Annotated in this window: 20 protein-coding genes; 11 read left to right on the top strand and 9 right to left on the bottom strand. The window is 71.0% G+C overall.

Annotation, left to right across the window (positions count from 1 at the left end; all coding sequences use genetic code 11):
- Positions 1–73: 73 nt before the first annotated feature.
- On the bottom strand, positions 74–1,978 hold the full coding sequence (gene dnaK, locus CYAGR_RS11375; RefSeq protein ID WP_015109959.1) for a molecular chaperone DnaK: 1,905 nt from the start codon (positions 1,976–1,978) through the stop codon (positions 74–76).
- A gap of 176 nt (positions 1,979–2,154) precedes the next feature.
- Between dnaK and CYAGR_RS11370 the strand changes: the two genes are divergently transcribed.
- The 4 genes from CYAGR_RS11370 to CYAGR_RS16580 all read left to right on the top strand — a co-directional run bounded on the left by CYAGR_RS11370 (position 2,155) and on the right by CYAGR_RS16580 (position 4,819).
- Complete coding sequence (locus CYAGR_RS11370; RefSeq protein ID WP_015109958.1) at positions 2,155–3,069, top strand: shikimate dehydrogenase; 915 nt, start codon at positions 2,155–2,157, stop codon at positions 3,067–3,069.
- Positions 3,070–3,104: 35 nt separating this feature from the next.
- Positions 3,105–3,572, top strand: coding sequence for a Tic20 family protein (locus tag CYAGR_RS11365; protein ID WP_015109957.1), 468 nt, complete (start codon positions 3,105–3,107; stop codon positions 3,570–3,572).
- Between the two features lie 80 nt (positions 3,573–3,652).
- Positions 3,653–4,015, top strand: coding sequence for a 30S ribosomal protein S6 (gene rpsF / locus CYAGR_RS11360; RefSeq protein WP_015109956.1), 363 nt, complete (start codon positions 3,653–3,655; stop codon positions 4,013–4,015).
- Positions 4,016–4,072: 57 nt separating this feature from the next.
- The gene (locus CYAGR_RS16580) at positions 4,073–4,819 is read left to right on the top strand and encodes a hypothetical protein (RefSeq protein ID WP_015109955.1); all 747 of its coding nucleotides are present in this window, start codon (positions 4,073–4,075) and stop codon (positions 4,817–4,819) included.
- Here CYAGR_RS16580 and CYAGR_RS11350 read toward each other — a convergent pair.
- The gene (locus CYAGR_RS11350) at positions 4,782–6,038 is read right to left on the bottom strand and encodes an argininosuccinate synthase (RefSeq protein ID WP_015109954.1); all 1,257 of its coding nucleotides are present in this window, start codon (positions 6,036–6,038) and stop codon (positions 4,782–4,784) included. The genes CYAGR_RS16580 and CYAGR_RS11350 overlap by 38 nt on opposite strands.
- Positions 6,039–6,083: 45 nt before the next feature.
- Complete coding sequence (locus CYAGR_RS11345; protein WP_015109953.1) at positions 6,084–6,296, bottom strand: hypothetical protein; 213 nt, start codon at positions 6,294–6,296, stop codon at positions 6,084–6,086.
- Between the two features lie 53 nt (positions 6,297–6,349).
- Between CYAGR_RS11345 and CYAGR_RS11340 the strand changes: the two genes are divergently transcribed.
- Genes CYAGR_RS11340 through CYAGR_RS11330 form a run of 3 tightly spaced genes read left to right on the top strand, consistent with a single transcriptional unit; the run spans position 6,350 to position 8,021 of the window.
- On the top strand, positions 6,350–6,601 hold the full coding sequence (locus CYAGR_RS11340; RefSeq protein ID WP_015109952.1) for a DUF3134 family protein: 252 nt from the start codon (positions 6,350–6,352) through the stop codon (positions 6,599–6,601).
- A 34-nt stretch (positions 6,602–6,635) separates the two neighbouring features.
- Positions 6,636–7,712: a phospho-N-acetylmuramoyl-pentapeptide-transferase gene (mraY, locus tag CYAGR_RS11335; protein WP_015109951.1), complete on the top strand. Its 1,077-nt coding sequence runs from the start codon at positions 6,636–6,638 to the stop codon at positions 7,710–7,712.
- Between the two features lie 60 nt (positions 7,713–7,772).
- Positions 7,773–8,021: a hypothetical protein gene (locus CYAGR_RS11330; protein WP_015109950.1), complete on the top strand. Its 249-nt coding sequence runs from the start codon at positions 7,773–7,775 to the stop codon at positions 8,019–8,021.
- A gap of 47 nt (positions 8,022–8,068) precedes the next feature.
- Here CYAGR_RS11330 and CYAGR_RS11325 read toward each other — a convergent pair whose 3' ends face one another.
- Positions 8,069–8,275 (bottom strand): hypothetical protein, encoded by a 207-nt coding sequence (locus CYAGR_RS11325; RefSeq protein ID WP_015109949.1) that lies wholly within the window; start codon positions 8,273–8,275, stop codon positions 8,069–8,071.
- A gap of 61 nt (positions 8,276–8,336) precedes the next feature.
- Here CYAGR_RS11325 and purT point away from each other — a divergent pair, with 61 nt between their 5' ends.
- Entirely contained in the window at positions 8,337–9,542 is a 1,206-nt protein-coding gene (gene purT, locus CYAGR_RS11320) for a formate-dependent phosphoribosylglycinamide formyltransferase (protein ID WP_015109948.1), read from the top strand.
- 135 nt (positions 9,543–9,677) lie between these two features.
- Positions 9,678–10,607 (top strand): LCP family protein, encoded by a 930-nt coding sequence (locus tag CYAGR_RS11315; protein ID WP_245552511.1) that lies wholly within the window; start codon positions 9,678–9,680, stop codon positions 10,605–10,607.
- A 4-nt stretch (positions 10,608–10,611) separates the two neighbouring features.
- On the opposite strand, the gene CYAGR_RS11310 is transcribed toward CYAGR_RS11315, so the two are convergent.
- The 4 genes from CYAGR_RS11310 to CYAGR_RS11295 form a co-directional block, all read right to left on the bottom strand.
- On the bottom strand, positions 10,612–11,100 hold the full coding sequence (locus CYAGR_RS11310; protein ID WP_015109946.1) for a tellurite resistance TerB family protein: 489 nt from the start codon (positions 11,098–11,100) through the stop codon (positions 10,612–10,614).
- 3 nt (positions 11,101–11,103) lie between these two features.
- Positions 11,104–14,082: an excinuclease ABC subunit UvrA gene (gene uvrA, locus CYAGR_RS11305; RefSeq protein ID WP_015109945.1), complete on the bottom strand. Its 2,979-nt coding sequence runs from the start codon at positions 14,080–14,082 to the stop codon at positions 11,104–11,106.
- Between the two features lie 51 nt (positions 14,083–14,133).
- A complete protein-coding gene (locus CYAGR_RS11300; protein ID WP_015109944.1) occupies positions 14,134–15,069 on the bottom strand; it encodes an oxidoreductase in 936 nt (311 codons plus the stop codon).
- Positions 15,070–15,130: 61 nt separating this feature from the next.
- Positions 15,131–15,697, bottom strand: coding sequence for a DUF4334 domain-containing protein (locus CYAGR_RS11295; protein WP_015109943.1), 567 nt, complete (start codon positions 15,695–15,697; stop codon positions 15,131–15,133).
- A 128-nt stretch (positions 15,698–15,825) separates the two neighbouring features.
- Here CYAGR_RS11295 and gad point away from each other — a divergent pair, with 128 nt between their 5' ends.
- Entirely contained in the window at positions 15,826–17,223 is a 1,398-nt protein-coding gene (gene gad, locus CYAGR_RS11290; protein ID WP_015109942.1) for a glutamate decarboxylase, read from the top strand.
- Here the strand turns inward: gad and CYAGR_RS11285 are convergent.
- Positions 17,189–19,183 carry an amylo-alpha-1,6-glucosidase gene (locus CYAGR_RS11285; protein WP_015109941.1) on the bottom strand — a complete coding sequence of 665 codons (1,995 nt, stop codon included), beginning with the start codon at positions 19,181–19,183 and terminating at the stop codon, positions 17,189–17,191. The two genes, gad and CYAGR_RS11285, sit on opposite strands and share 35 nt — an antisense overlap.
- Before the next feature lie 74 nt (positions 19,184–19,257).
- Between CYAGR_RS11285 and CYAGR_RS11280 the strand changes: the two genes are divergently transcribed.
- Positions 19,258–21,624 carry a cation-translocating P-type ATPase gene (locus CYAGR_RS11280; protein WP_015109940.1) on the top strand — a complete coding sequence of 789 codons (2,367 nt, stop codon included), beginning with the start codon at positions 19,258–19,260 and terminating at the stop codon, positions 21,622–21,624.
- Positions 21,625–21,656 lie beyond the last annotated feature (32 nt).

Here is a 21,656-nt window from a genome sequence, read left to right as displayed (position 1 = left end):
TGCGGCAGGCATGAAAAAGCCCCCCTGGTGAGGGGGGCCGTGGCTGTCGGATCCGCGGCACTCGGCCGACGGATCACTTGCTCTCGGTGAACTCGGCGTCGATGACGTCATCGGCGGCCGAGGCGGTGCCGTTGCCATTGCCACCGGGGGCGGCGCCGGCGGCGGCACCCTCGGCCCCGGCCTGCTGGTACACGGAGGCACCGGCGGCATAGAGGGCTTTCTGCAGCTCCTCGAGGCTGGCCTTGATGGCCGGGGAGTCGTCCTTCTCGAGGGCCTCCTTGAGGTCCTTGGCAAAGCCCTCAACCTTGGCCTTGTCCTCGGCGGCCACCTTGTCGCCCAGTTCGCCCAGCTGCTTCTCGGCCTGGTAGATGAGCGTCTCGGCCTGGTTCTTCAGGTCGATCTTCTCACGCTTCTCCTTGTCGGCCGCGGCGTTGGCCTCCGCATCCTTCACCATCTTGTCGACTTCGTTGTCGCTGAGGGTGGAGGCGCCGGTGATCGAGATGCTCTGCTCCTTGCCGCTGCCCTTGTCCTTGGCGGTGACGCTGAGGATGCCGTTGGCGTCGATGTCGAAGGTGACCTCGATCTGGGGCACACCCCGGGGGGCCGGGGGGATGCCGTCGAGGCGGAAGGTGCCGAGCGACTTGTTGTCGGAGGCCATCTCACGCTCGCCCTGCAGCACGTGGATCTCCACGTTCGTCTGCCCGTCGACGGCCGTGGAGTACACCTCCGACTTCTTGGTGGGGATGGTGGTGTTGCGGGTGATCATCTTGGTCATCACGCCGCCGAGGGTCTCCACACCCAGGGAGAGGGGGGTGACATCGAGCAACAGGATGTCCTTCACCTCGCCGGCCAGCACACCGCCCTGGATCGCGGCACCCACCGCCACCACCTCATCGGGGTTGACGGTCTGGTTGGGGGTCTTGTTGGTGATCCGCTTGACCAGCTCCAGCACGGCGGGGATGCGGGTGGAGCCGCCCACCATGACGATCTCGTCGAGCTCGCTGGTGGAGAGCTTGGCGTCCTTGAGCGCCTGTTCCACCGGCACCCGGCAGCGGTCGATCAGCTTGGAAGCCAGCTCCTCGAACTTGGCCCGGGTGAGGGTGAGGTCGAGGTGCTTGGGACCTTCGGGGGTGGCGGTGATGAAGGGCAGATTGATCTCGGCCTGGGTGGCACTGGAGAGTTCGATCTTGGCCTTCTCAGCCGCCTCGGTGAGGCGCTGCAGGGCCTGCTTGTCCTGGCGCAGGTCGATGCCCTCGTTGGCCTTGAAGCTGTCGGCCAGGTGATCAACGATCACCTTGTCGAAGTCGTCGCCGCCCAGGTGGGTGTCACCGCTGGTGGAGAGCACCTCGAAGACGCCATCGCCCACTTCCAGCACGGAGACGTCGAAGGTGCCGCCGCCGAGGTCGAAGACGAGGATGCGCTCGTTGCTCTTGCGATCCAGGCCGTAGGCCAGGGCCGCGGCCGTGGGCTCGTTGATGATGCGCAGCACCTCAAGGCCGGCAATCTTGCCGGCGTCCTTGGTGGCCTGCCGCTGGGAATCGTTGAAGTAGGCCGGAACGGTGATCACCGCCTGGGTGACGGTTTCGCCCAGGTACTTGCCGGCGTCCTCGGCCAGCTTGCGCAGCACTTCGGCCGAGATCTCCTCAGGGGCGAACTGCTTGCTGAGCACCGGGCACTTGATCTTGACGTTGGCGCCGGCCTTCTCGACGCCGTAGCTGACTTCCTTCGACTCCTCGTTGACCTCATCCACCCGACGGCCGATGAAGCGCTTGACGGAATAGAAGGTGTTCTCCGGATTCATGACCGCCTGGCGCTTGGCGATCTGTCCGACCAGCTTGTCCTGGTTCTTCGTGTAGGCCACCACCGACGGCGTCGTGCGGAAGCCCTCGGCGTTGGCGATCACCGTGGGCTTGCCGCCCTCCATCACGGCGACGCAGCTGTTCGTGGTGCCGAGGTCAATACCGACGACCTTGCCCATGGATGACCACCTCCTGGTGTGGATGAAGTTCTGACTGGAGCCATCTTCCGCATCCAGGGTTCACCCAGGCGAGGGGTGGTTCCCGAACCGGTGCCGTACCGGGAGGCGGGTCTGGGCCTGTCGGAGCCTGGGATCCGGGGGATCTACGGTCGGGCGGCAGCTGCTCACCCGAGCCCATGGCGACCCCCCAGGCAGCACCGGCGATCGGTGGCGGCACCACCCTGGCGGGGGTGCTGGGGGATCCGGTGCGCCACTCCCTCTCACCGGCGATGCACAACGCCGCCCTCGCCGCCCTGGGCCTCGACTGGGTCTACCTGGCCCTGCCGGTGGCGGCGGCGGACCTGGCCGTGGTGCTGCAGGGCCTGGAGGCGATCGACTGCCGCGGCCTCAACGTCACCCTGCCCCACAAGCAGGCCGCGGCCGCGCTGGCGCAGGAGCTGACGCCCCTGGCGCGGCGGCTGGGGGCGGTGAACACCCTGGTGCGACGGGACGGCGGCGGCTGGCTGGGCGCCAACACCGATGTGGAAGGGTTCCTGGCGCCGCTGCGCGCCCTGGCCGCCCGCGAGGCCCTGGTGCTGGGCTGCGGCGGCAGCGCACGGGCGGTGGTGGCGGGGCTGGTGGAGCTGGGCCTGGACCGCATCCGGGTGGCGGGCCGTGACGGCACGCGACTGGAGCGATTCCTCGCCTCCTGCGCCGACTGGGCCCCCGGCCTGGAGCCCCTGGCCTGGGACTCCGCGACGGCCGACCGGGCGGAACCCCTGGCCGGGGCGCTGGCGGGCGCCGACCTGGTGGTGAACACCACGCCCCTGGGCATGGCCTCCGGCGGGGATCCGGCGGCGGCGGCGCGCTCGCCCCTGACTTCGGAGCAGGTGGCCCTGCTGCGGCCGGACGCCACGGTCTACGACCTGATCTACACGCCCCGGCCCACGGCCCTGCTGCGCCTGGCCGGCGCCCGGGGCTGCCGCACCATCGACGGCCTGGAGATGCTGGTGCAGCAGGGGGCCGCCTCCCTGCGGCTCTGGAGCGGCCGGCGGGACGTGCCGGTCATCGCCATGCGGGAGGCCGCCCTGGCCCGGCTGGGGGCCCCCTAGCCTGCGGGAACCGTCCGCATCAAGCCAGCGCCCCCATGGAAGGTCCCCCGATCTGGCAGCGGCTGCTGGGAGCCCTGGCCTACCTGCTGCCGCTGAGCGATGCCCTGCGCTTCGGCCAGGCCCTGTTCGACATGTTTCCCCTGCTGCAGTGGCTGGCACTGCCGGCCCTGCCCCTGGTGGTCCTGGAGCAGGCCGTCCCTTTCGGCGGCCTCGTGCTGTTCCTGCTGCTGTTCCTGCTGGTGGTGCGCAACCCCAAGGTGCCCTACCCGATCCGCTTCAACGTGCTGCAGGCGATCCTGATCGACATCGTCCTGGTGCTGCTCAGCCTGGCCTTCGACACGGTGCTGGCACCCCTCGGCGCCGGCTTCGCCATCCGCACCCTCTCCAACACGATCTTCCTGGGCACGGTGCTGCTGGTGCTGTTCTCCGTGGTCCAGAGCCTGCGGGGCAAGGAGGCCGACATCCCCACCGTCTCCGAGGCGGTGCGCATGCAGCTCTTCTGAAGGGCGCTACGGCGCTGCGATAAGGTCTTGGATTCGTCGCTGACGGGCCTCGGTGCCCTTCAGCCCCTCCACAGGCGACCATGACGCAGCCCTATTACGAAACGATGTACATCCTCCGGCCGGACATCCCGGAGGAGGAAGTCGAGACCCACGTCGCCAAGTACCGCGACATCGTCGTCGAGGCCGGCGCCGAAGTGCTCGACACGCAGATGCGCGGCAAGCGTCGCCTGGCCTACCCGATCGCCAAGCATCGGGAAGGTATCTATGTGCAGCTCAACCACAGCGGTGACGGCCAGCAGGTGGCCGTGCTCGAGCGGGCCATGCGTCTCTCCGAGGACGTGATCCGCTACCTCACCGTCATCCAGGACGGTCCCATGCCCCCGCCCCGCAGCGTCCCCGGCGCGGCGGTCGAGGTGGCTCCCACCGAAGCGGCGACGGCCTGAGCCGGCTTGTTCTCCCCTGTTCCCTGGGCCTAAAGTCCGCCCAATGGGTGCCAGGCGATGACGGCGACGGACAGGTCCACGGACGGCGATGAGGCCGGCCCGGAAGGCAGACCGGCGTCGCGGGGGCTGCCGGCCCAGCCGGCCTTTCCTCCTTCCAGCTGGCCCTCCAGTCCGCCGCCACCGGCCGCCAGTGTGCTGACGCCCGGCCAGCCGGTGGCCCCCCTGCCGGGGCCACCACCCACCAGCTTCAGCTTCGGGGACGTCCCCGCCGTCCCGGATGCGCCCCCCATCGCCGCCGAGCCCGTCACGGACGATCTCGGCCATGCCATGGCGCCTGTCCCCCCGGCGTCCGTGGCACCGCCGGCCGCAGCCACGGCGGCCACCCCTGGCCCCGCCACCGCCAGCCCCACCAGCCTGGCCATCACCACCACCGGTCACGACGCCCAGCAGCTGGAGATGGAGCTGGCCGCCGCTCGTGATGAGCTGAAGGCCCTACACGAAATGCTGGAGGACCTGCCGGAGATCTTTGAGCGCAAGTTCCAGCAGCGTCTGGCCACGGTGATGGAGCACCAGAAGCACCTGCTCGCCGACAACCAGGCCCTGCGGGACCGGCTCTACAGCCTCAACCCCGCCGCGGCCGACGGACCGCCCTCCGGTTCAGGTCGCCCCCAGCCGCTGCTGGTGCCCACCGTGGCCAGGAAGCAGGGATGGGGCCAGGCCCTGAAGCGGGCCCTGCGGCTGGGCGGTGAAGGGGCCCCCCAGAAGATCAGTCGCCACGACGACGGGCGGCCCATAACCGCGTAGGCATCCCCCAGACGTAGATGAAGCCCTCGGCGGCCCGGTGGTCGAAGAGGTCTTCGGCACCGTAGGTGGCCATATCGGGAACGTAGAGGCTGTCACTGGCGCTGGAGCGCCCCACCACGGTGGCGCTGCCCTTCTGGAGCCGGATCCGCACCAAGCCGTTGACCGTGGCCTGGGTGCGGTCGAGGAAGCCGTCGAGGGCGTCCTTGAGGGGCCCGAACCAGAGGCCCTGATACACCAGATCCGCCCAGCTCATCTCGATCTGACGCTTGTAGCGCAGCACGTCGGCGGCCAGGGTGAGGCTTTCCAGCTCCTGGTGGGCGCGGATCAGCAGCAGCAGGCCCGGGGTCTCATAGATCTCCCGGCTCTTGATGCCCACCACCCGGTTCTCGATCATGTCGAGGCGGCCGAAGCCATGGGCCCCCGCCAGGGCATTGGCCCGGCGGATCAGGGCCACCGGATCGAGGCGCTCGCCGTCGATGGCCACGGGGTTGCCCTGCTCGAAGGCGATCTCCACCACCTGGCCCTCGGCCGGGGCGTCCGCCACCGACCGGGTCATGGCGAAGACCTCCTCCGGCGGCTCCACCATCGGATCCTCCAGGGGGCCGGCCTCGATGCTGCGGCCCAGCAGGTTGAGGTCGATGGAATAGGGGGACTTCTTGCTCACCGGGGCCGGGATGTCGCAGCGCTCGCCGTAGGCGATCGTCTCCTCGCGGCTCATGCCCCATTCCCGGGCCGGGGCCAGCACCTTCAGGTCGGGGGCCAGGGCGCCGATGGCGACGTCGAAGCGCACCTGGTCGTTGCCCTTGCCGGTGCAGCCGTGGGCCACCGCGTCGGCCCCCACCTCGCGGGCCACCTCGACGAGGCGTCGGGCGATCAGGGGGCGGGCCAGGGCCGTGGAGAGGGGGTAGCGCCCCTCGTAGAGGGCATTGGCCCGGATGGCCGGGAAGGCGAACTCGCGGATGAAGGGATCGATCAGATCGTCCACCAGCGACTGGCTGGCCCCTGCCGCCAGGGCCTTGAGCCGGATCGGCTCGAGCTCATCGCCCTGGCCGAGGTCGGCGGCGAAGGTGATCACCTCCTTCACCCCCCACTCGCGCATCAGGTAGGGGATGCAGACGCTGGTGTCGACACCACCGGAATAGGCGAGCACCACCCGCTCGGCACGCGGCGTGCCCACGGGCGGTGCCGCGCCCGCCCCCTGCTGCCCCAACGTCGCCATCCGTGCCGCTCCTGCGCTGTGGCGCCCGATTCTGGCGCCTGGGGGTCATTCTCCCCCCTGGTCCGCCGGCGGCAGCCGCCAGCGCAGCAGCACCACCAGGGCCAGCAGCAGCGGCGGCCCCAGCACCAGGGCGGCCACCAGCGCCGGCTGGACCGGCAGGGGCTGGGGCCAGCGCAGGCCGGCGGCGGCCAGCAGGGTGCTGAGCAGGAGGGCCGCCGACCAGAGACGGCCCACCTCCAGGAACTTGGATGGGGTCATGGGGGCGGCGCGATAGAGTGATGAGTCGGTCCTTGACGACCCAGCCTGACGGCATGAGCATTCTCGACACCATCAACCCCTCCCTGACCCGCTACCGGCGCAACGAGCCGGCGCCGGTGCTGCCGCTGCGGGATGAGCCCGATCTGCTGAGCCTGCTCGAGGCCAGCGGCCGCCTGGTCGCCGACGAGGAGACCGCCAGCACCGATGTGAGCACGGTGGAGGAGGAGGAGCTGTCGGCGCTGATGGGCGAGAAAGAGGACTACAACCCGGCCGACGAGCCCTCGGAGGAAGACTGGGAGGACTGACGGCCCGCGCCGGCTTCACCCTGCAGCGTTTCCGATGGCCTCCCGCGACGGCCGCCTCCCTGCGGCCCTGCTCGCCCTGATCCTGCTGGGCGCCTGCCTGGCCAGCGATGTCCTGGTGGCCAATTCCATGCTGACCCTGCCGCTGGTGGTGGCGGCCCTGTTCAGCGCCGGTGTGGCAGCCCTGGGAGTACCGCGGCTGCGGGCCCTGAAGCTCGGCCAGGTAATCCGCGATGAGGGGCCCCAGGCCCACCACAGCAAGGCGGGCACCCCCACCATGGGGGGCCTGCTGGTGGTGCCCGTGGGGGTGCTGGTGGGGGGGCTGATCAGCCCCCAGGATCCCCGCCCGCTGGCGGTGGCGGCGGTCACCCTGGCCTACATGGCGATCGGCGCCGTCGACGACTGGCGCAGCCTCACCCGCCGCACCAACACGGGCCTGAGCCCCCGGGGCAAGCTGCTGCTCCAGGCCCTGGCCGCCGTCGGCTTCCTGGTCTGGGCCCACCAGGGCGGCTGGCTGGGGGGCGGGGTGCCCGGCGATCTGGGGCTGCCCTTCGGCCGGGTGCTGACCCTCGGGCTGCTGATCTGGCCCCTGGCCCTGTTCGTGTTTCTGGCCGAGAGCAACGCCACCAACCTCACCGACGGACTCGACGGCCTGGCGGCGGGCTGCGGTGCCGTGGTGTTCACCGGCATGGGGCTGCAGCTGATGCTGCGGGGGCACGGGGGCGATCCGGTGCTGGCCGCCTTCTGCACCGCCATGGCGGGCTGCTGGCTCGGCTTCCTCAGCCAGAACCGCCACCCGGCCCGGGTGTTCATGGGGGACACCGGCTCCTTGGCCATGGGGGCGGCCCTCTCCTCGGTGGCGCTGCTCACGGACAGCCTCTGGCCCCTGCTGCTGATGGGCGGGGTGTTCCTGGCCGAATCCCTCTCGGTGATCCTGCAGGTGGGGGTCTTCAAGGCCACCAAGGGCCCTGACGGCCAGGGGCGTCGCCTGTTCCGCATGGCACCGCTGCACCACCACTTCGAGCTCGGGGGACTGCCGGAGCAGCAGGTGGTGCTCGGTCTCTGGGGCGCCAGCCTGATACTGGTGCTGGTGGGGCTGGTGCTGCTGCCCTGAGCAGCCGCAGTCCTGTCGCCGATCCTGGCGATCCCCCGCCGCTCCGTCGCATCCTCGGCCATGGCGTTTTTCACCTGGAAGGAAACGGGTCTCACCGCCGACTGCGCCAGCCTGGAGGCGATGGCGGCACGGTTGGAGGAGGCCGCGGCCCTGATGCGCCGCATGGCCGATGAGGGTTTCCAGGTGGAGCGGCACCCGGAGGGGCAGCGCATCACCCACCCCGATCCGGCGGTGTTCGGGGCCTACGGGTTCGTGAGTGAGGAATCGGCCGAGAGCCAGCTCACCCTGCTGGACGAGCCCGGCGCCTGAGCCCAGCCCCCCCTGAGCCCAGCCCTGTGCGTGGAGAGCAAGGGCCCTCAGCGGCGCAGGTACCCCACCAGCCACACCACCACGAAGGCCAGGGACGACACCCCGAGGTAGACCAGCGTCCAGGTCTGGAAGTCAGAGACGCTCCAGCCGAAGGGCAGCAACCCGTTGGCCGCGTCACCGGCGGTGCTGAAGGCGAGGATTCGGGGGGCCAGGGGGCCGAAGCCCTGGGAGATCACGGGGAGAGCCGCAGGCATCGCGGCACGTTAGGGGAAGGGGCGCGCGCCGCGTCAGGATCGCCTGATCCGCACCCCAGACATGGCACCAGGCCCTTCCCCCTTCCCGCGGACGGTGATGCTGCTGGGCAGCGGCGAACTGGGCAAGGAGGTGGCCATCGCCGCCCAGCGGCTCGGCTGCCGCGTCATCGCCGTCGATCGCTACGCCGGTGCCCCCGCCATGGCGGTGGCGCAGGTGAGCGAGGTGGTGGCCATGGCCGACCCCGACGAGCTCAAGGCGGTGGTGCGGCGCCATCGGCCCGACGTGGTGATTCCGGAGATCGAGGCCCTGGCGGTGGATGCCCTGGCCGAGCTGGAGGCGGAGGGCCTCACGGTGATTCCCACCGCCCGGGCCACGGCGGTGACGATGAACCGCGACCGCATCCGTGACCTGGCCGCCGGCGGACTGGGGCTGCGCACCGCCCGCTTTGACTACGCCGAAAGCGCCCCCGAACTGGCGGCCGCGGCGGCGCCCCTGGGCTGGCCCGTGGTGGTGAAGCCGGTGATGAGCTCCTCGGGCAAGGGGCAGAGCGTGGTGCAGGGCCCCGAGGGGATCGAAGCCGCCTGGGAGGCGGCCATGGCCGGCGCCCGCGGCGAGGGGGCGCGGGTGATCGTGGAGGAGTTCCTGCGCTTCGGCCTGGAGATCACCCTGCTGACGGTGCGCCAGTGGCAGGGCCCCACCCTGTTCTGCCCGCCGATCGGCCACATCCAGGAACGGGGTGACTACCAGTGCAGCTGGCAACCGGCCCGGCTGGGGGAGGAGCAGCTGGCGGCGGCCCAGGCGATGGCCCGGGCCGTCACCGATGACCTGGGCGGCGCCGGCCTGTTCGGGGTGGAGTTCTTCCTCTGCGGCGAGCCCGGCACCGAGGAGGTGGTGTTCTCCGAGCTCTCACCCCGACCCCACGACACCGGCCTGGTGACGCTGGTGGGCCAGAACCTGAACGAATTCGAGCTGCACCTGCGGGCGGTGCTGGGGCTGCCGATCCCGGAGATCCGCAGCCTCGGAGCGGCGGCCTCCCGGGTGATCCTGGCCGGAGCGGACGACGCACCGGGTGCCGGAAGCCCCACCTACCTGGGGCTGGAGCAGGCCCTGGCGGTGCCGGACACCCAGGTGCTGATCTTCGGCAAACCGGAGGCCCGGCCCTGGCGACGCCTGGGGGTGGCCCTGGCCCGCGGCGCCGATGAGGCCGAGGCCCGCCGGCGCGCCGATGGGGCCGCCGCACACGTTCAGGTGCAGACCAGCAGCTAAACCGTCGCCACCACTGGTTTTTCGGCGCTTCAAGCCCTATGGTGCGCCCCTCCGGGTAGCACAATGACTCAGGCCCATTCACCATCGAGGCTCTCTCGCTCCCGGAAAGCCCAGCAGAGGAGGGAACTCGGAGCGGTGGCCCTGCCTGAGAAGACCAGCACCCGGCCCGATCCGAAGCAGCGGCCCCCGGCCCCGCAGCGCTCCCGGCGTCGGCCCCTGCTCACCTTCGGCATCGGTGTGGCCGTCGGAGCCTTGATGGCGGGCCCCCTGCCGGCGCGCCTCGCCCCGTTCCTCGCCGGCCTGATTCCCAGTTCGCGCGGCATCGGGGCGGTGCTGAATCCCCTCACGATCGAGAACCGCCCGATCCTCGTGCTCGGCCGCGACGCCGTCGGCGAGAACACCGACGTGATGTTCACCGTGCGCCTCGATGGCGACATCACCCACATCACCCAGGTGCCGCGGGACACCTTCATCGAATCGCCCCAGCTGGGGGTGGTGAAGGCCAATTCCCTTTTCGCCCTCGGCGGCATCCAGACCGCCAAGGCGGAAGTGGGCACCCTGCTGGCCACCCCGGTGGAGCGCTACCTCAAGGTGAACCTCGACGCCGTCAACAAGGTGGCCGAAGCCCTCGGAGGCGTCGAGGTGGATGTGCCCAAGCGCATGTACTACGTCGACAACGCCCAGGGCCTCTACATCGACCTCTACCCCGGCAGGCAGCTGCTGAAGGGCAAGGACCTGGAGGGGTTCCTGCGCTTCCGTCACGACGAGCGGGGCGATCTGGGCCGGATGGAACGCCAACGGCTGGTGATGGCCCAGGTGTTCAGCAAGCTGGCCCAGCCGGCCACGATCGCCAAGCTGCCGGCCCTGCTGGAGATCGCCGGCAACGACATCGTCACCGACCTCTCGCCGATCGAGATGACCCAGCTGATGTCCGCCCTCGGCAAGACCAAGCTGAGCACCCAGAGGGTGCCCGGCCGGCTCTACTGGCACAACGACCTCAGCTACTGGATGCCCGACAGCAACCAGGCCTACCCCAGCGGCAGCGGCGAGGAGCCCCTGCCCTGAGGCCTCAGGGGGTGCGCCAGCCGGCGGTGAGCTCGGCCAGCAGCTGGGCCAGCCCCTCCTTTTTCGGCAGGTCGGCCTCCGCCGCCCACTCGATCTCCTGAATCCTGGCGTCCTCCAGGCCCAGCAGCTCCACCAGCTGGCGGTAGGCCACCCGTTCCTGGGCGTTGATGCTGGGCTCCTCCGCTGAGCGCCGGCCCACGCGCACCATCATGTAGCTGAGCTTCAGGGCCAGCTGGCGGTCGTCGGAGCCGGGGAGCTGGGTCACCAGATCGTCCAGGCCCGCCACTGGCAGCCGCTCGGCCAGAAAGGCCTCCAGCTGCGCTTCAGCGAGGCTGTCGGGGCTGTCGCCGTGCAGCTGCGTGGCCACCTGGTCGGCCAGCAGCTCCCGCTCGGCCCTGGAGCATTCGCCGTCGGCCCAGGCGACGGTGCAGACGATGCGCAGCAGGGCCGCTTGCTCCTGGGAGAGGACCGCGGCGGGGGTGAGTTCAGCCATGGATCAGGCCGCGAGGGGGATGGGGGGATGCTGCTCCAGCACGTGCCGCAGGTAGCGGCCGGTGTGGCTGGCGGCGTTCTGGGCCACGGTCTCGGGGGTGCCGACGGCCACGATCTGGCCCCCCTTGTCACCGCCTTCCGGTCCGAGGTCGACCAGCCAGTCGGCACAGCGGATCACATCGAGGTTGTGCTCGATCACCAGGATCGAATTGCCCTTGTCCACCAGACGCTGCATCACGTCCATCAGCTTGTGGACGTCGTAGAAGCTCAGGCCCGTGGTGGGTTCGTCGATCAGGTAGAGGGTCTTGCCGGTGGCGCGGCGGGAGAGCTCGGTGGCCAGCTTCACCCGCTGGGCCTCACCGCCGGAGAGGGTGGGGGCGGGCTGGCCCAGCTTGATGTAGCCGAGGCCCACGTCCACCAGGGTGCTGAGACGCTCGCCGGCCTGGGGGATGGCGGCGAACACCTCGGCGGCCTGCTCCACCGTCATCTCCAGCACATCGGCGATGGTGTGGCCCCGGAAGGTCACCTGGAGGGTTTCGCGGTTGTAGCGGGCCCCCTTGCAGACGTCGCACTGGACATAGACGTCGGGGAGGAAGTTCATCTCGATCACGTTCACCCCCTGGCCGCTGCAGGCCTCGCAGCGGCCGCCCTTGACGTTGAAGCTGAACTGCCCCACCTGGTAGCCGCGGGCCTTGGCCTCCACCGTGGCGGCGAACACCTGGCGGATGGGATCGAAGGCGCCGGTGTAGGTGGCGGGGTTGGAGCGGGGGGTGCGGCCGATCGGCGACTGGTCGATGACAATCACCTTGTCGATCGCCTTGATGCCCCGCAGCTCCTCGAGCCCGGTGGGGAAGGGCACCTTCATGCCGAGGCGGTTCTCGAGGGCCGGGTGCAGCAGCTCGTTCACCAGGGTGCTCTTGCCGCTGCCGCTCACCCCGGTCACGCACACCAGCCGCCCGAGGGGGATCTCCACGTCGATGCCCTGGAGGTTGTTGCGGGTGCAGTTCACCAGGGTGAGCCGGCGGCTGCCGGCATCGCGGCGCTCGGCGGGGGTGGGGATGGAGCGGCGACCGCTCAGGTAGGCCCCGGTGAGGGAGGCCTCGGCGGCCAGCAGGTTCTCGAGGGAGCCCTCGGCGACGATGTGGCCGCCATGGACACCGGCGCCGGGGCCGATGTCCACCAGATAATCGGCGGCGCGGATCGTGTCCTCGTCGTGCTCCACCACGATCAGGGTGTTGCCCAGGTCGCGCAGCTTGGTGAGGGTGGCCAGCAGGCGGTCGTTGTCGCGCTGGTGCAGGCCGATGCTGGGCTCGTCGAGCACGTACAGAACGCCGGTGAGGCCGGCACCGATCTGGGTGGCCAGGCGGATGCGCTGGGCCTCCCCGCCGGAGAGGGTCATGGCGGGCCGATCCAGGCTCAGGTAATCCAGGCCCACATCGAGCAGGAACTTGAGCCGCATGCGGATCTCCCGCAGCACCAGGTCACCGATCTGGATCTGGCGGCTGCTGAGCAGGGGCTCGGCCCCTTCATGGGCACCCACCCCCATCAGGGCCTCGATCCGCTCCAGGCTGTCGGCCACGCTCACCGAGGTGAGCTCGTGGATGGCGTAGGGGCCCACCCGCACCGCCAGGGCCTCCGGACGCAGCCGCAGGCCGTGGCAGCTGGCGCAGGGCACCAGCTCCAGGTACTTCTCGAGCTTCTGGCGCATGGATTCGCCGCTGGCATCGCGCAGCTGGCGCTCCAGGATCGGCAGGATCCCCTCGAAGGGCCGCACATAGCCCTCGCTCTTGCGGTAGCGGCTGTCGGCCTTGATGGCGATCGGCTCCTGGCTGCCCTGCAGCAGCACCGCGCGCTGGGCGTCGGTGAGCTCGTTCCAGGGGGTCTTGAGCTCGAAGCCGAAGGCCTCACCGACGCTGAACAGCAGGGAGAAGTAGTAGCTGTTCTCCTTGTCGCTCCAGGGGGCGATGGCGGCGTACACCGGCAGGGAGGGATCGGGCACCACCCGCTCCACGGTGAACTTGCGCAGGTGGCCGATGCCGTGGCAGTCGGGGCAGGCGCCGTAGGGGCTGTTGAAGGAGAACAGGCGGGGCGAGAGCTCCTCCATCACGGCGCCGTGCACCGGGCAGGCGAAGTTCTCGGAGTAGAGACGTTCGCGCTCCACCCCTTCGGGCAGGGGTTCGTCGGCCTTGGGCACCACCTCCACCAGGGCCAGGCCCTCGCCCCGCTTGAGGGCGGTGCGCAGGGAATCGGTGAGGCGCTCGTTGATGCCCTCGCGGGCCACCAGCCGGTCGACCACCACCTCGATGTGGTGGGCGTGGTTCTTGTCGAGCTCGATGTTGTCGGCCAGCTCGCGCACCTCGCCGTTGATCCGCACCCGGGCGAAGCCCTCGGCCACCAGGCCGGCCAGCAGCTTCACGTGGGTGCCCTTCTTGCCCCGCACCACGGGGGCCAGCAGCTGGTAGCGGGTGCCCTCCGGCAGGGTGAGGATCTGGTCCACCATCTCGTCGATGGACTGGGGCTTGATCGAGCGGTCGCACTGGGGGCAGTGGGGTTCGCCGGCGCGGCCGAACAGCAGGCGCAGATAGTCCTGGATCTCCGTCACCGTGCCGACGGTGGAGCGGGGGTTGTGACTGGTGGACTTCTGGTCGATCGAGATGGCGGGCGAGAGCCCCTCGATCGCATCCACGTCCGGCTTGTCCACCTGGCCGAGGAACTGGCGGGCGTAGGCGGAGAGGCTCTCCACGTAGCGCCGCTGGCCCTCGGCGAAGATCGTGTCGAAGGCGAGGGAGCTCTTGCCGCTGCCGCTCACGCCGGTGAACACCACCATCCGGTTGCGCGGGATGGTGAGATCGACGTTGCGCAGGTTGTGCTGCCGGGCCCCACGGACCCGGATCACGTCCTCGAGGCTGCCGCCGGTGAGGGTGCGCAGGGCGATGTCGGGAGCCGCGCTCTTGCTGGAGGATCCGACGCGGGCACGGGGCATGGGGGGCGGTCGGCAGCCGATGAGTCTACGGGGGATGGCCCTGGGACAGGCTCAGGCCAGGGCCGGCAGGGGGGCGGCGGCGCCGCAGAGCTCCAGGCTCACGTCCCAGAGGCGCCGGCACTGGTCGGCATCGAGGGCCGCCGGGGCGATGCGCACCTCGGTGGGCCAGCCCCGCAGGCCGCCCCACTGGTCGGGACCGTAGTGACCACCGGGCCTGGCCTGGGGGGCGGTGGCGGCGAACAGCTGGGGCAGGGCCCCCATGGCGGCGCTCTGGAAGAGCGGATCCATCAGCCGGTAGGCGAGGGGCTCGAACCAGGAGCCGGTGGCGGCGATCGAGGCGGGCTGGAGGTTGGTGCGGGCGAAGCCGGGGTGGGCCGCCAGGGACAGGACGGGGCTGCCCTGGTCGGCCAGGCGCCGCTGCAGCTCCAGGGCGAACATCACATTGGCCAGCTTGCTCTGGCCATAGGCCCGCCAGCGGTCGTAGCGGCGCTCTCCCTGGAGGTCGTCGAAGGCGATGCGGCCGAAGTACTGGGCCCCGGAGGTGACGGTGACCACCCGGGCTCCGGGGCGGTCGCGCAGCAGGGGCAGCAGGGCGAGGGTGAGGGCGACGTGGCCCAGGTGGTTGGTGCCGAACTGGAGCTCGAAACCCTGGCGGGTGAGGCGGCGGGGCGGCGCCATGACGCCGGCGTTGTTGATCAGCAGATCGAGGCGGCCGTAGCGCTCGGCGACGGTGGCGGCGGCGGCGGCCACGCTGGCCAGGTCGGCCAGGTCGAGGTGCAGCAGGTCGAGGGCGCCGGTGGAAGCGGCGGCGGTGAGCAGCTCCTCGCGGGCCTGCTCCGCCTTGGCCAGGGAACGGCAGGCCAGCAGCACGGTGGCGCCGCGGGCCGCCAGGGCGCGGGCGGTTTCCAGACCCAGGCCACTGTTGGCCCCGGTGACCAGGGCGATCCGGCCGGACTGGTCAGGGATGTCGGCGGCGGTCCAGCGCATGGTGATCAGACGGCGACAAGCGTTCAGGGGAGAACGGTCATCCGGAGACGTCCTCCCTCGGTCAAATCGTAACGGATTGTGACGGGTCTGGTCCTTCCCGGCGCAGCAGGAAGAAAAAGGGCATCTCCATGCCCTTGAGGTCCATCACCCCCAGCACGGTGTCGTCGTCCACCCGGCGGAAGACATCGTTGATGGGCAGGTGGTCGTACTGCATCGTGGCGCTCACCACGCCGCGGTAACGGGTCATCCGCAGCCGGGCCCGGGAGCGGCGGGTGCTGAGCAGGGGCAGCAGCAGCTGGAACAGGCGGCCGGCCAGCGGCGAGGTCGGGATCGGCACCCGCCCGCTCAGGCGCAGCCCCGGCCCCATGGCCCTCGGCTCCAGCCAGGTGCGGCCGCCGCCGAGGGTGCGGAACACCAGCGGATGGACCTCCTCGGCGCTGTCGAAACGCTTCCCATGCCAGTGGAAGGCCTCCAGGGCACCGTCGAGCGGATGGCCGGTGGGGACGCTCTCCCCCGTCCAGGCCCCGAGCAGGTCGTCGATTTCCACCGGGGGGAGGGCATCAAAGCGGGCGAAGGCCGCCTCCGTGGTCATCTCCCTGGTCATCGGGGCTGCGGAGGGCGAACCCATGGCGGGTTCAGGCGTGAGGTCTCCATTGTCCGTCGCCGAAGGGTGCAGCGCGGGGGCAGTGTCCGGATGGAACTGTCCTGCCAGGCCGCTCCTGCCCTCAACCGGCCAGGTGAGCGCCGCTGCGATCGATGACCCTCCACGACAGAGCGGCGGCCGGATACTTCCTGGAGGACGACATCTCTTCATCCACCGATCTCTCGGTCACGCTGCCGAAGAACCATTTCCCCAGCAGGGAGCACAACCCCCGCGCCGTGTTCGCCGCGATCCGCGACGAGCTGATGCTGGATGGCAATTCCCGTCAGAACCTGGCCACCTTCTGTCTGACCTGGGTGGAGGACGAAGTCCATGCCCTGATGGATCTGTGCATCGACAAGAACATCGAGGACAAGGACGAATATCCCCAGACCGCCGAGATCGAAGCCCGCTGTGCCCGCATGGTGGCCGATCTCTGGCATGCCCCCTCAGTTGATGACGCCATCGGCTGCTCCACCACCGGCTCCAGCGAGGCCGCCAAGCTCGCGGGGCTGGCGATGAAGCGCCGCTGGGGAGCGCAGCGGAAGCAACAAGGGCAACCCAGCGACAGACCCAACCTGGTGACCGGGCCGTTGCAGATCTGCTGGCACAAGTTCTGCCGCTACTGGGACATCGAGCTCCGGGAGATCCCGATGCAGCCCGACCAGCTGATCCTCAGCCCGGAAGCGGCCCTGCGCTACTGCGACGAGAACACCATCGGCGTGGTGCCCACCCTGGGGGTCACCTTCACCGGCCAGTACGAGCCGGTGCAGGCGCTGGCGGCCGCCCTCGATGGCCTGCAGGCCCGCACCGGCCTCGACATCCCCATCCACGTGGATGCCGCCAGCGGCGGCTTCCTGGCGCCCTTCTGCGCCCCCGATCTGGTCTGGGACTTCCGGCTGCCGCGGGTGCGCTCGATCAATGCCTCCGGCCACAAGTTCGGCCTGGCGCCCCTGGGGGTGGGCTGGGTGCTGTGGCGGCAGTCACGGGATCTGCCCGAGGAGATGGTGTTCTGGGTGAACTACCTGGGGAGCAACAGGCGCGATCTCACCCTCAACTTCTCCCGGCCCGGGGGCCAGGTGGTCTGTCAGTACTACAACTTTCTGCGCCTGGGCCGGGAGGGCTACCGCAAGGTGCACGCCGCCTGTTACGCCACCGCCCAGTACCTGGCCCGGGTGATCGCCAAGCTGGGGCCGTTCGAGATCCTGTTCGGCGGCGAGGATCAGGCGGGCATTCCCGCCCTCTGCTGGATGAAACGGGAGGGAAGCGCGGTGAACTTCAACCTCTACGCCCTCGCCGACCGCCTGCGGGTGCACGGCTGGCAGGTGCCGGCCTACAGCCTGCCGGCCCACTGCGAGGGGATCACCGTGCAGCGGATCCTGGTGCGCCATGGCGTCAGCCGCGATCTGGCCGATCTCCTGCTGGAGAACATCCGCCAGTCGCTCGACGTCTTCGCCAGCCACCCCGGCCACCACGCCCTCAGCGAGGCGACGGCCTCGGGGTTCCACCACTGAGCGGTGCCAGCGCCGCCGATCCGTCGCTGATCGCCGTCCAGGCCGCGAGCACCTGAGCCACCGACCAGGCCTGGGCGATGCAGCCCCGCGGAGCATGGGGGGGATCGCCATCGAAGATCTCGCTGAGGCTGCCCACGCCCGCCGCGTCCAGGTGATCGGCCATGGGCTCCAGGTAGGACAGGGCCCGCGGCGCATCCCCGTGCAGGCGGAAATGGCCCCGGGCGAAGGGCCCCAGCCACCAGGCCCACACCGTCCCCTGGTGGTAGGCCCCATCCCGCCGCTGGGCGTCACCGCCGTAGTGGCCGCGGTAGTCGGGATCGGCGGGGTCCAGGGTGCGCAGCCCGTGGCGGGTGAGCAGGCGCCGGCCGCAGAGGGCCAGCACGCTGGTGGCCTGGGCTCGGCTGAGCAGGGGCTCCGGCAGCGACAGGGCCAGCAGCTGGTTGGGCCGCAGCCGGTCATCGGGTCGTCCCGAAGGTCCGTCGATGACATCGAAGCAGCCGCCCATCCGGGGGTTCCAGAAGCGCTGGAAGCCCGCCGCGGCCCGATCGGCCAGGGCCCGCCAGCGGCCAGGATCGGCCCCCGTGAGCCGGGCGAAGCCCGCCATCGCCCCCAGGGCATTCACCCACAGAGCATTGACCTCCACCGCCTTGCCGTGGCGGGGGGTGATGGCCCGGTCGCCGGGCTTGGCATCCATCCAGGTGAGCTGGGTTTGCCCCTCCCCGGCGCCCAGCAGGCCATCGGCCGGATCCATGCGGATCCCGAACCAGGTGCCGGCCACATGCTGCTCGAGGATCGCCTCCAGCCGGGTGAACAGCTCCCGCACCAGGGCGTCACTGCCGCTGGCAGTCCGGTGTTCCGCCAGGGCCTGGAAGAACCACAGCGTGGCGTCCACCGTGTTGTAGGCGCCCTGATCCAGGGGCTGGTCGGCCCGGTCCGGGAAGCTGTTGGGGATCAGCCCGTGGCTGACATGGGCGGCGTAGGTGCGCAAGATGCGCTCGGCCCGCTCGCAGCGGCCCGTCGCCAGGGTCAGGCCCGCCAGGCTGATCATCGTGTCGCGACCCCAGTCGTTGAACCAGGGGTACCCGGCGATCAGCGAGGCGCCCGGCTGGTGGCCAGAAGCACCGTCCATCGACCGCTCCACCACAAAGGCATCGGCCGCCAGCACCAGCTGGCGGATCCAGGCGGGTGCCTCCGGCGCCAGGCCGGGCTGGGCGGCCTCCCAGCGGCGCAGCAGCGCCTGTTCGTGGTCGTGGCGCTCGCCCAGCGCCCGTGCGCCATCGGTGCAGGCGCCGCGATGGGTGCTGGCCACGACGGTGACGGCGGGATCCAGCGGCCCCAGGCTCACGGTGAGGGTGGCCGCCCGCAGGTGCTCGGCCGTGCTCGCCAGCCCCCGTTCCGCCTCCGCCGCCAGGGGGATCCCCTCCACCCAGCGGGCTGGATCCTCCAGCCGCCAGTCACCGCGGTCGCTGCCAAGGAAGAACGGCGCCGCCGCCGCCGGCCGCACCTCCACCCCCATCGGCAGCGCCACCAGGTCGAGCCGCGGCCGCTCGCCGCCGTGGTGCGAGCGGTGCTGCACGCAGGCGGTCAGGGTGAGGTCGAGGGGGCCGCCGCGCACCAGCCGGTAGCTCACGTAGGTGGTGTTCGCCCCCTGGACCATCCACACCCGCTTCTCCAGCAGGGTCTCCCCCCAGGCGTAGCGCCAGCGGGGCACGCTGCCCTCGAGGGCGAACGCCACGAGCCGCTCCCGCCCGCAGCCCCCCGCGTCCCCGTCGACCCCCCGCACGCTCTCCTCCAGCCCGCTCACCAGCAGGGTGCGCTCCACCGGCGGCGCCAGGGCCGCGATCAGCAGGCCGTGGTAGCTGCGGCTGGGTGGCCCCGCCACCGTGCCCATGGCATAACCGCCCAGCCCGTTGGTGACCAGCCACTCCCGCCCGTCAGCCGGCGGGGGCGATGCCGGCATTGAGGTTGGTGTCATCGCTGCCGCGGCCACGGCGGCCTGCACAGGGTGGGGAGTGGTGTCGATGACGGATCCCGATGAACTGGCTCGAGCCCACCACTCTGCTGCTGCTGGCCTGCGCCCTCCTCTACGGCCTGATGGGGGAATGGATCGATGCGGCGATCCTGCTGGCGTTCGTGCTGGGCATCAGCCTGCTCGATGCCGTCCAGCAGCAACGCAGCAGCCACGCCCTGGCGGAACTGGCCCGCCTCTCGGCACCCCGCGCCCACGTGCGCCGCGATGGCAGGGACCTGGAGCTCTCCACCGATCAGGTGCGCCTGGGCGATCTGCTGCGTCTGGAGGAGGGGGATCGGGTGGCCGCCGATGCCGCGCTCACCGAGGCGGTGGGGCTGTGGCTGGATGAGTCCCTGCTGACGGGGGAATCCCTGCCGGTGGCCCGCACCGAACCGGGGGAGCGGGTGCTGGCGGGGTCGCTGGTGGCGGGCGGACGGGGTTGGGCGACGGTGGTGGCGGTGGCGGAGGCCACGGAACTGGGCCGGCTCGGCACGAGCCTGGCCACGGTGCAACCGCCGCTGACGCGCCTGCAGCGCCAGACCCGGCGGCTCACCTCCCGGCTCACCGTGATGGCCCTGGCCCTCTGTGCCGCCCTGGCCGTGATCCAGGGCGTGTCGAGCGGCGACTGGCCCCGGGCCCTGCTGGCGGCCCTGGCCCTGGCCCTGGCGGTGCTGCCCAACGAGATCCCCGTGGTGCTGGCCCTGTTCCTGGCCCTCGGCGCCCTGCGGCTGGCCCGCATCGGCGTGCTGGCCCGCTGGCCGGCGGCGGTGGAGAGCCTCGGCAGCGCCACGGTGCTCGCCGTCGACAAGACCGGCACCCTCACCGAGAACCGCATGGGGGTGCAGCAGCTGCTCACCTGGCCGGATCTGAAGGATTGGCAGGCCGGCACGCCCCTGGAGGAACCCTTCCACCAACTGATGGAGCTGGCGGTACTGGCCAGCCGGGGCGATCCGGTGGATGCCATGGAACTGGCGATTCAGCGCCTGGCCGCCGACCAGCTGGACGACACCGAACACCTGCATCCCGATTGGCCCCTGGAACGGGAGTACCCGTTGCAGAGTGACCTGCTGGTGTTCTCGCGCCTCTGGCGCGACGGCGACGGGGACCTGCAGCTGGCGGCCAAGGGGGCACCCGAGGCGATCGCCGATCTCTGCCACCTGGATGGGGAGGGGAGCGCCGCCCTGCTGGCGGCCGCCGATGGACTCGCCACCAGGGGGCTGCGGGTGCTGGCGGTGGCCCGCGGCCTCGATGGCGCCCCCCAGCACGACCCACCGCCTCCGTGGGGCGCCACGGAGCCGGCCGCCGCCGCCCACGACTACCCCTTCGAGCCGGTGGGCTTCCTGGCCCTGGCGGACCCGCTGCGGGCGGAGGTACCGGCGGCCATCGCCACGGCCCGGGGCGCGGGGGTCCGCGTCGTGATGATCACGGGCGACAGCCCGGTGACGGCCCGCTCGATCGCCGACCAGGCGGGCCTGCCGCCGGGACCGGTGCTCACCGGCCAGGACCTCCGGACGCTCGCACCCCGGGAGCTGGCCGAGGCCATCGGCGCGGTGTCGGTGTTCGCCCGGGTGATGCCCCAGCAGAAGCTGCAGCTGGTGCGCGCCCTGCAGGACGCCGGTGAGGTGGTGGCGATGACCGGGGATGGGGTCAACGACGTTCTTGCCCTCAAAGCCGCCGACATCGGCGTGGCGATGGGCAAGAGGGGCACCGCCGTGGCGCGGGAATCCGCCGATCTGGTGTTGCTCAGGGACACCTTCAGCGATCTGGTGCTGGCTCTGGAACTGGGCCGGCGCGTCGATGCCAACCTGCACCGGGCGCTGGGCTACACCCTGGCGATCCACCTGCCGATCGCGGCCCTCGGCCTGATGCCGCTGCTGCTGCCGGGCCAGGCCCTGATCCTGCTGCCGGTGCACATCGCCCTGCTGCATCTGGTGATCGATCCGGCCTGCACGGTGATGTTCGAGGCGCTGCCGGCCACACCGGGCCTGATGCGGCAGCCGCCCCGCCCGCCGGAGGCGCCCCTGTTCGGCCCCGACACCTGGCGCCACTCCCTCACCCAGGGGGCCGTGGTGATGGTGGCGGCCCTGGTGCTGGCGTTCTGGCCCGACACGGACACCGCATCACGCCGCAGCCTGGTGTTCTCGCTGCTGCTGCTCGCCGGTGGCGGGCTGGTGTGGCTGAACGGGGATCCCCACAGCCGCATCACCGCCGCCGGTGCCGGCATCGGCCTGGGCTTGTGGCTGCTGCTGATGGCATTCCCCGCCCTCCAGCGGGTCCTGCAGCTGGCGCCCCTGACGCCCGACCAGATCCTCACCCTGCTGCTCACCACGGCGGGGGCCCTGCTGGCGGCGGGCCTGCTCGGCCGCTCCCGGGTCCGGCGGCGCCCCTGACCCCAGCAGGCTGGCGGCATAGCTGTGGGCCT

Source organism: Cyanobium gracile PCC 6307 (assembly GCF_000316515.1).
GTDB lineage: Bacteria > Cyanobacteriota > Cyanobacteriia > PCC-6307 > Cyanobiaceae > Cyanobium > Cyanobium gracile.
This window is presented reverse-complemented; position numbering and strand designations above follow the sequence as displayed.

Bases quoted from the DNA above. Each gene is read 5' to 3' on its own strand.
- dnaK (WP_015109959.1), bottom strand. From the start codon at position 1,978: ATGGGCAAGGTCGTCGGTATTGACCTCGGCACCACGAACAGCTGCGTC.
- CYAGR_RS11370 (WP_015109958.1), top strand. From the start codon at position 2,155: ATGGCGACCCCCCAGGCAGCACCGGCGATCGGTGGCGGCACCACCCTG.
- CYAGR_RS11365 (WP_015109957.1), top strand. From the start codon at position 3,105: ATGGAAGGTCCCCCGATCTGGCAGCGGCTGCTGGGAGCCCTGGCCTAC.
- rpsF (WP_015109956.1), top strand. From the start codon at position 3,653: ATGACGCAGCCCTATTACGAAACGATGTACATCCTCCGGCCGGACATC.
- CYAGR_RS16580 (WP_015109955.1), top strand. From the start codon at position 4,073: ATGACGGCGACGGACAGGTCCACGGACGGCGATGAGGCCGGCCCGGAA.
- CYAGR_RS11350 (WP_015109954.1), bottom strand. From the start codon at position 6,038: ATGGCGACGTTGGGGCAGCAGGGGGCGGGCGCGGCACCGCCCGTGGGC.
- CYAGR_RS11345 (WP_015109953.1), bottom strand. From the start codon at position 6,296: ATGACCCCATCCAAGTTCCTGGAGGTGGGCCGTCTCTGGTCGGCGGCC.
- CYAGR_RS11340 (WP_015109952.1), top strand. From the start codon at position 6,350: ATGAGCATTCTCGACACCATCAACCCCTCCCTGACCCGCTACCGGCGC.
- mraY (WP_015109951.1), top strand. From the start codon at position 6,636: ATGGCCTCCCGCGACGGCCGCCTCCCTGCGGCCCTGCTCGCCCTGATC.
- CYAGR_RS11330 (WP_015109950.1), top strand. From the start codon at position 7,773: ATGGCGTTTTTCACCTGGAAGGAAACGGGTCTCACCGCCGACTGCGCC.
- CYAGR_RS11325 (WP_015109949.1), bottom strand. From the start codon at position 8,275: ATGCCTGCGGCTCTCCCCGTGATCTCCCAGGGCTTCGGCCCCCTGGCC.
- purT (WP_015109948.1), top strand. From the start codon at position 8,337: ATGGCACCAGGCCCTTCCCCCTTCCCGCGGACGGTGATGCTGCTGGGC.
- CYAGR_RS11310 (WP_015109946.1), bottom strand. From the start codon at position 11,100: ATGGCTGAACTCACCCCCGCCGCGGTCCTCTCCCAGGAGCAAGCGGCC.
- uvrA (WP_015109945.1), bottom strand. From the start codon at position 14,082: ATGCCCCGTGCCCGCGTCGGATCCTCCAGCAAGAGCGCGGCTCCCGAC.
- CYAGR_RS11300 (WP_015109944.1), bottom strand. From the start codon at position 15,069: ATGCGCTGGACCGCCGCCGACATCCCTGACCAGTCCGGCCGGATCGCC.
- CYAGR_RS11295 (WP_015109943.1), bottom strand. From the start codon at position 15,697: ATGGGTTCGCCCTCCGCAGCCCCGATGACCAGGGAGATGACCACGGAG.
- gad (WP_015109942.1), top strand. From the start codon at position 15,826: ATGACCCTCCACGACAGAGCGGCGGCCGGATACTTCCTGGAGGACGAC.
- CYAGR_RS11285 (WP_015109941.1), bottom strand. From the start codon at position 19,183: ATGCCGGCATCGCCCCCGCCGGCTGACGGGCGGGAGTGGCTGGTCACC.
- CYAGR_RS11280 (WP_015109940.1), top strand. From the start codon at position 19,258: ATGAACTGGCTCGAGCCCACCACTCTGCTGCTGCTGGCCTGCGCCCTC.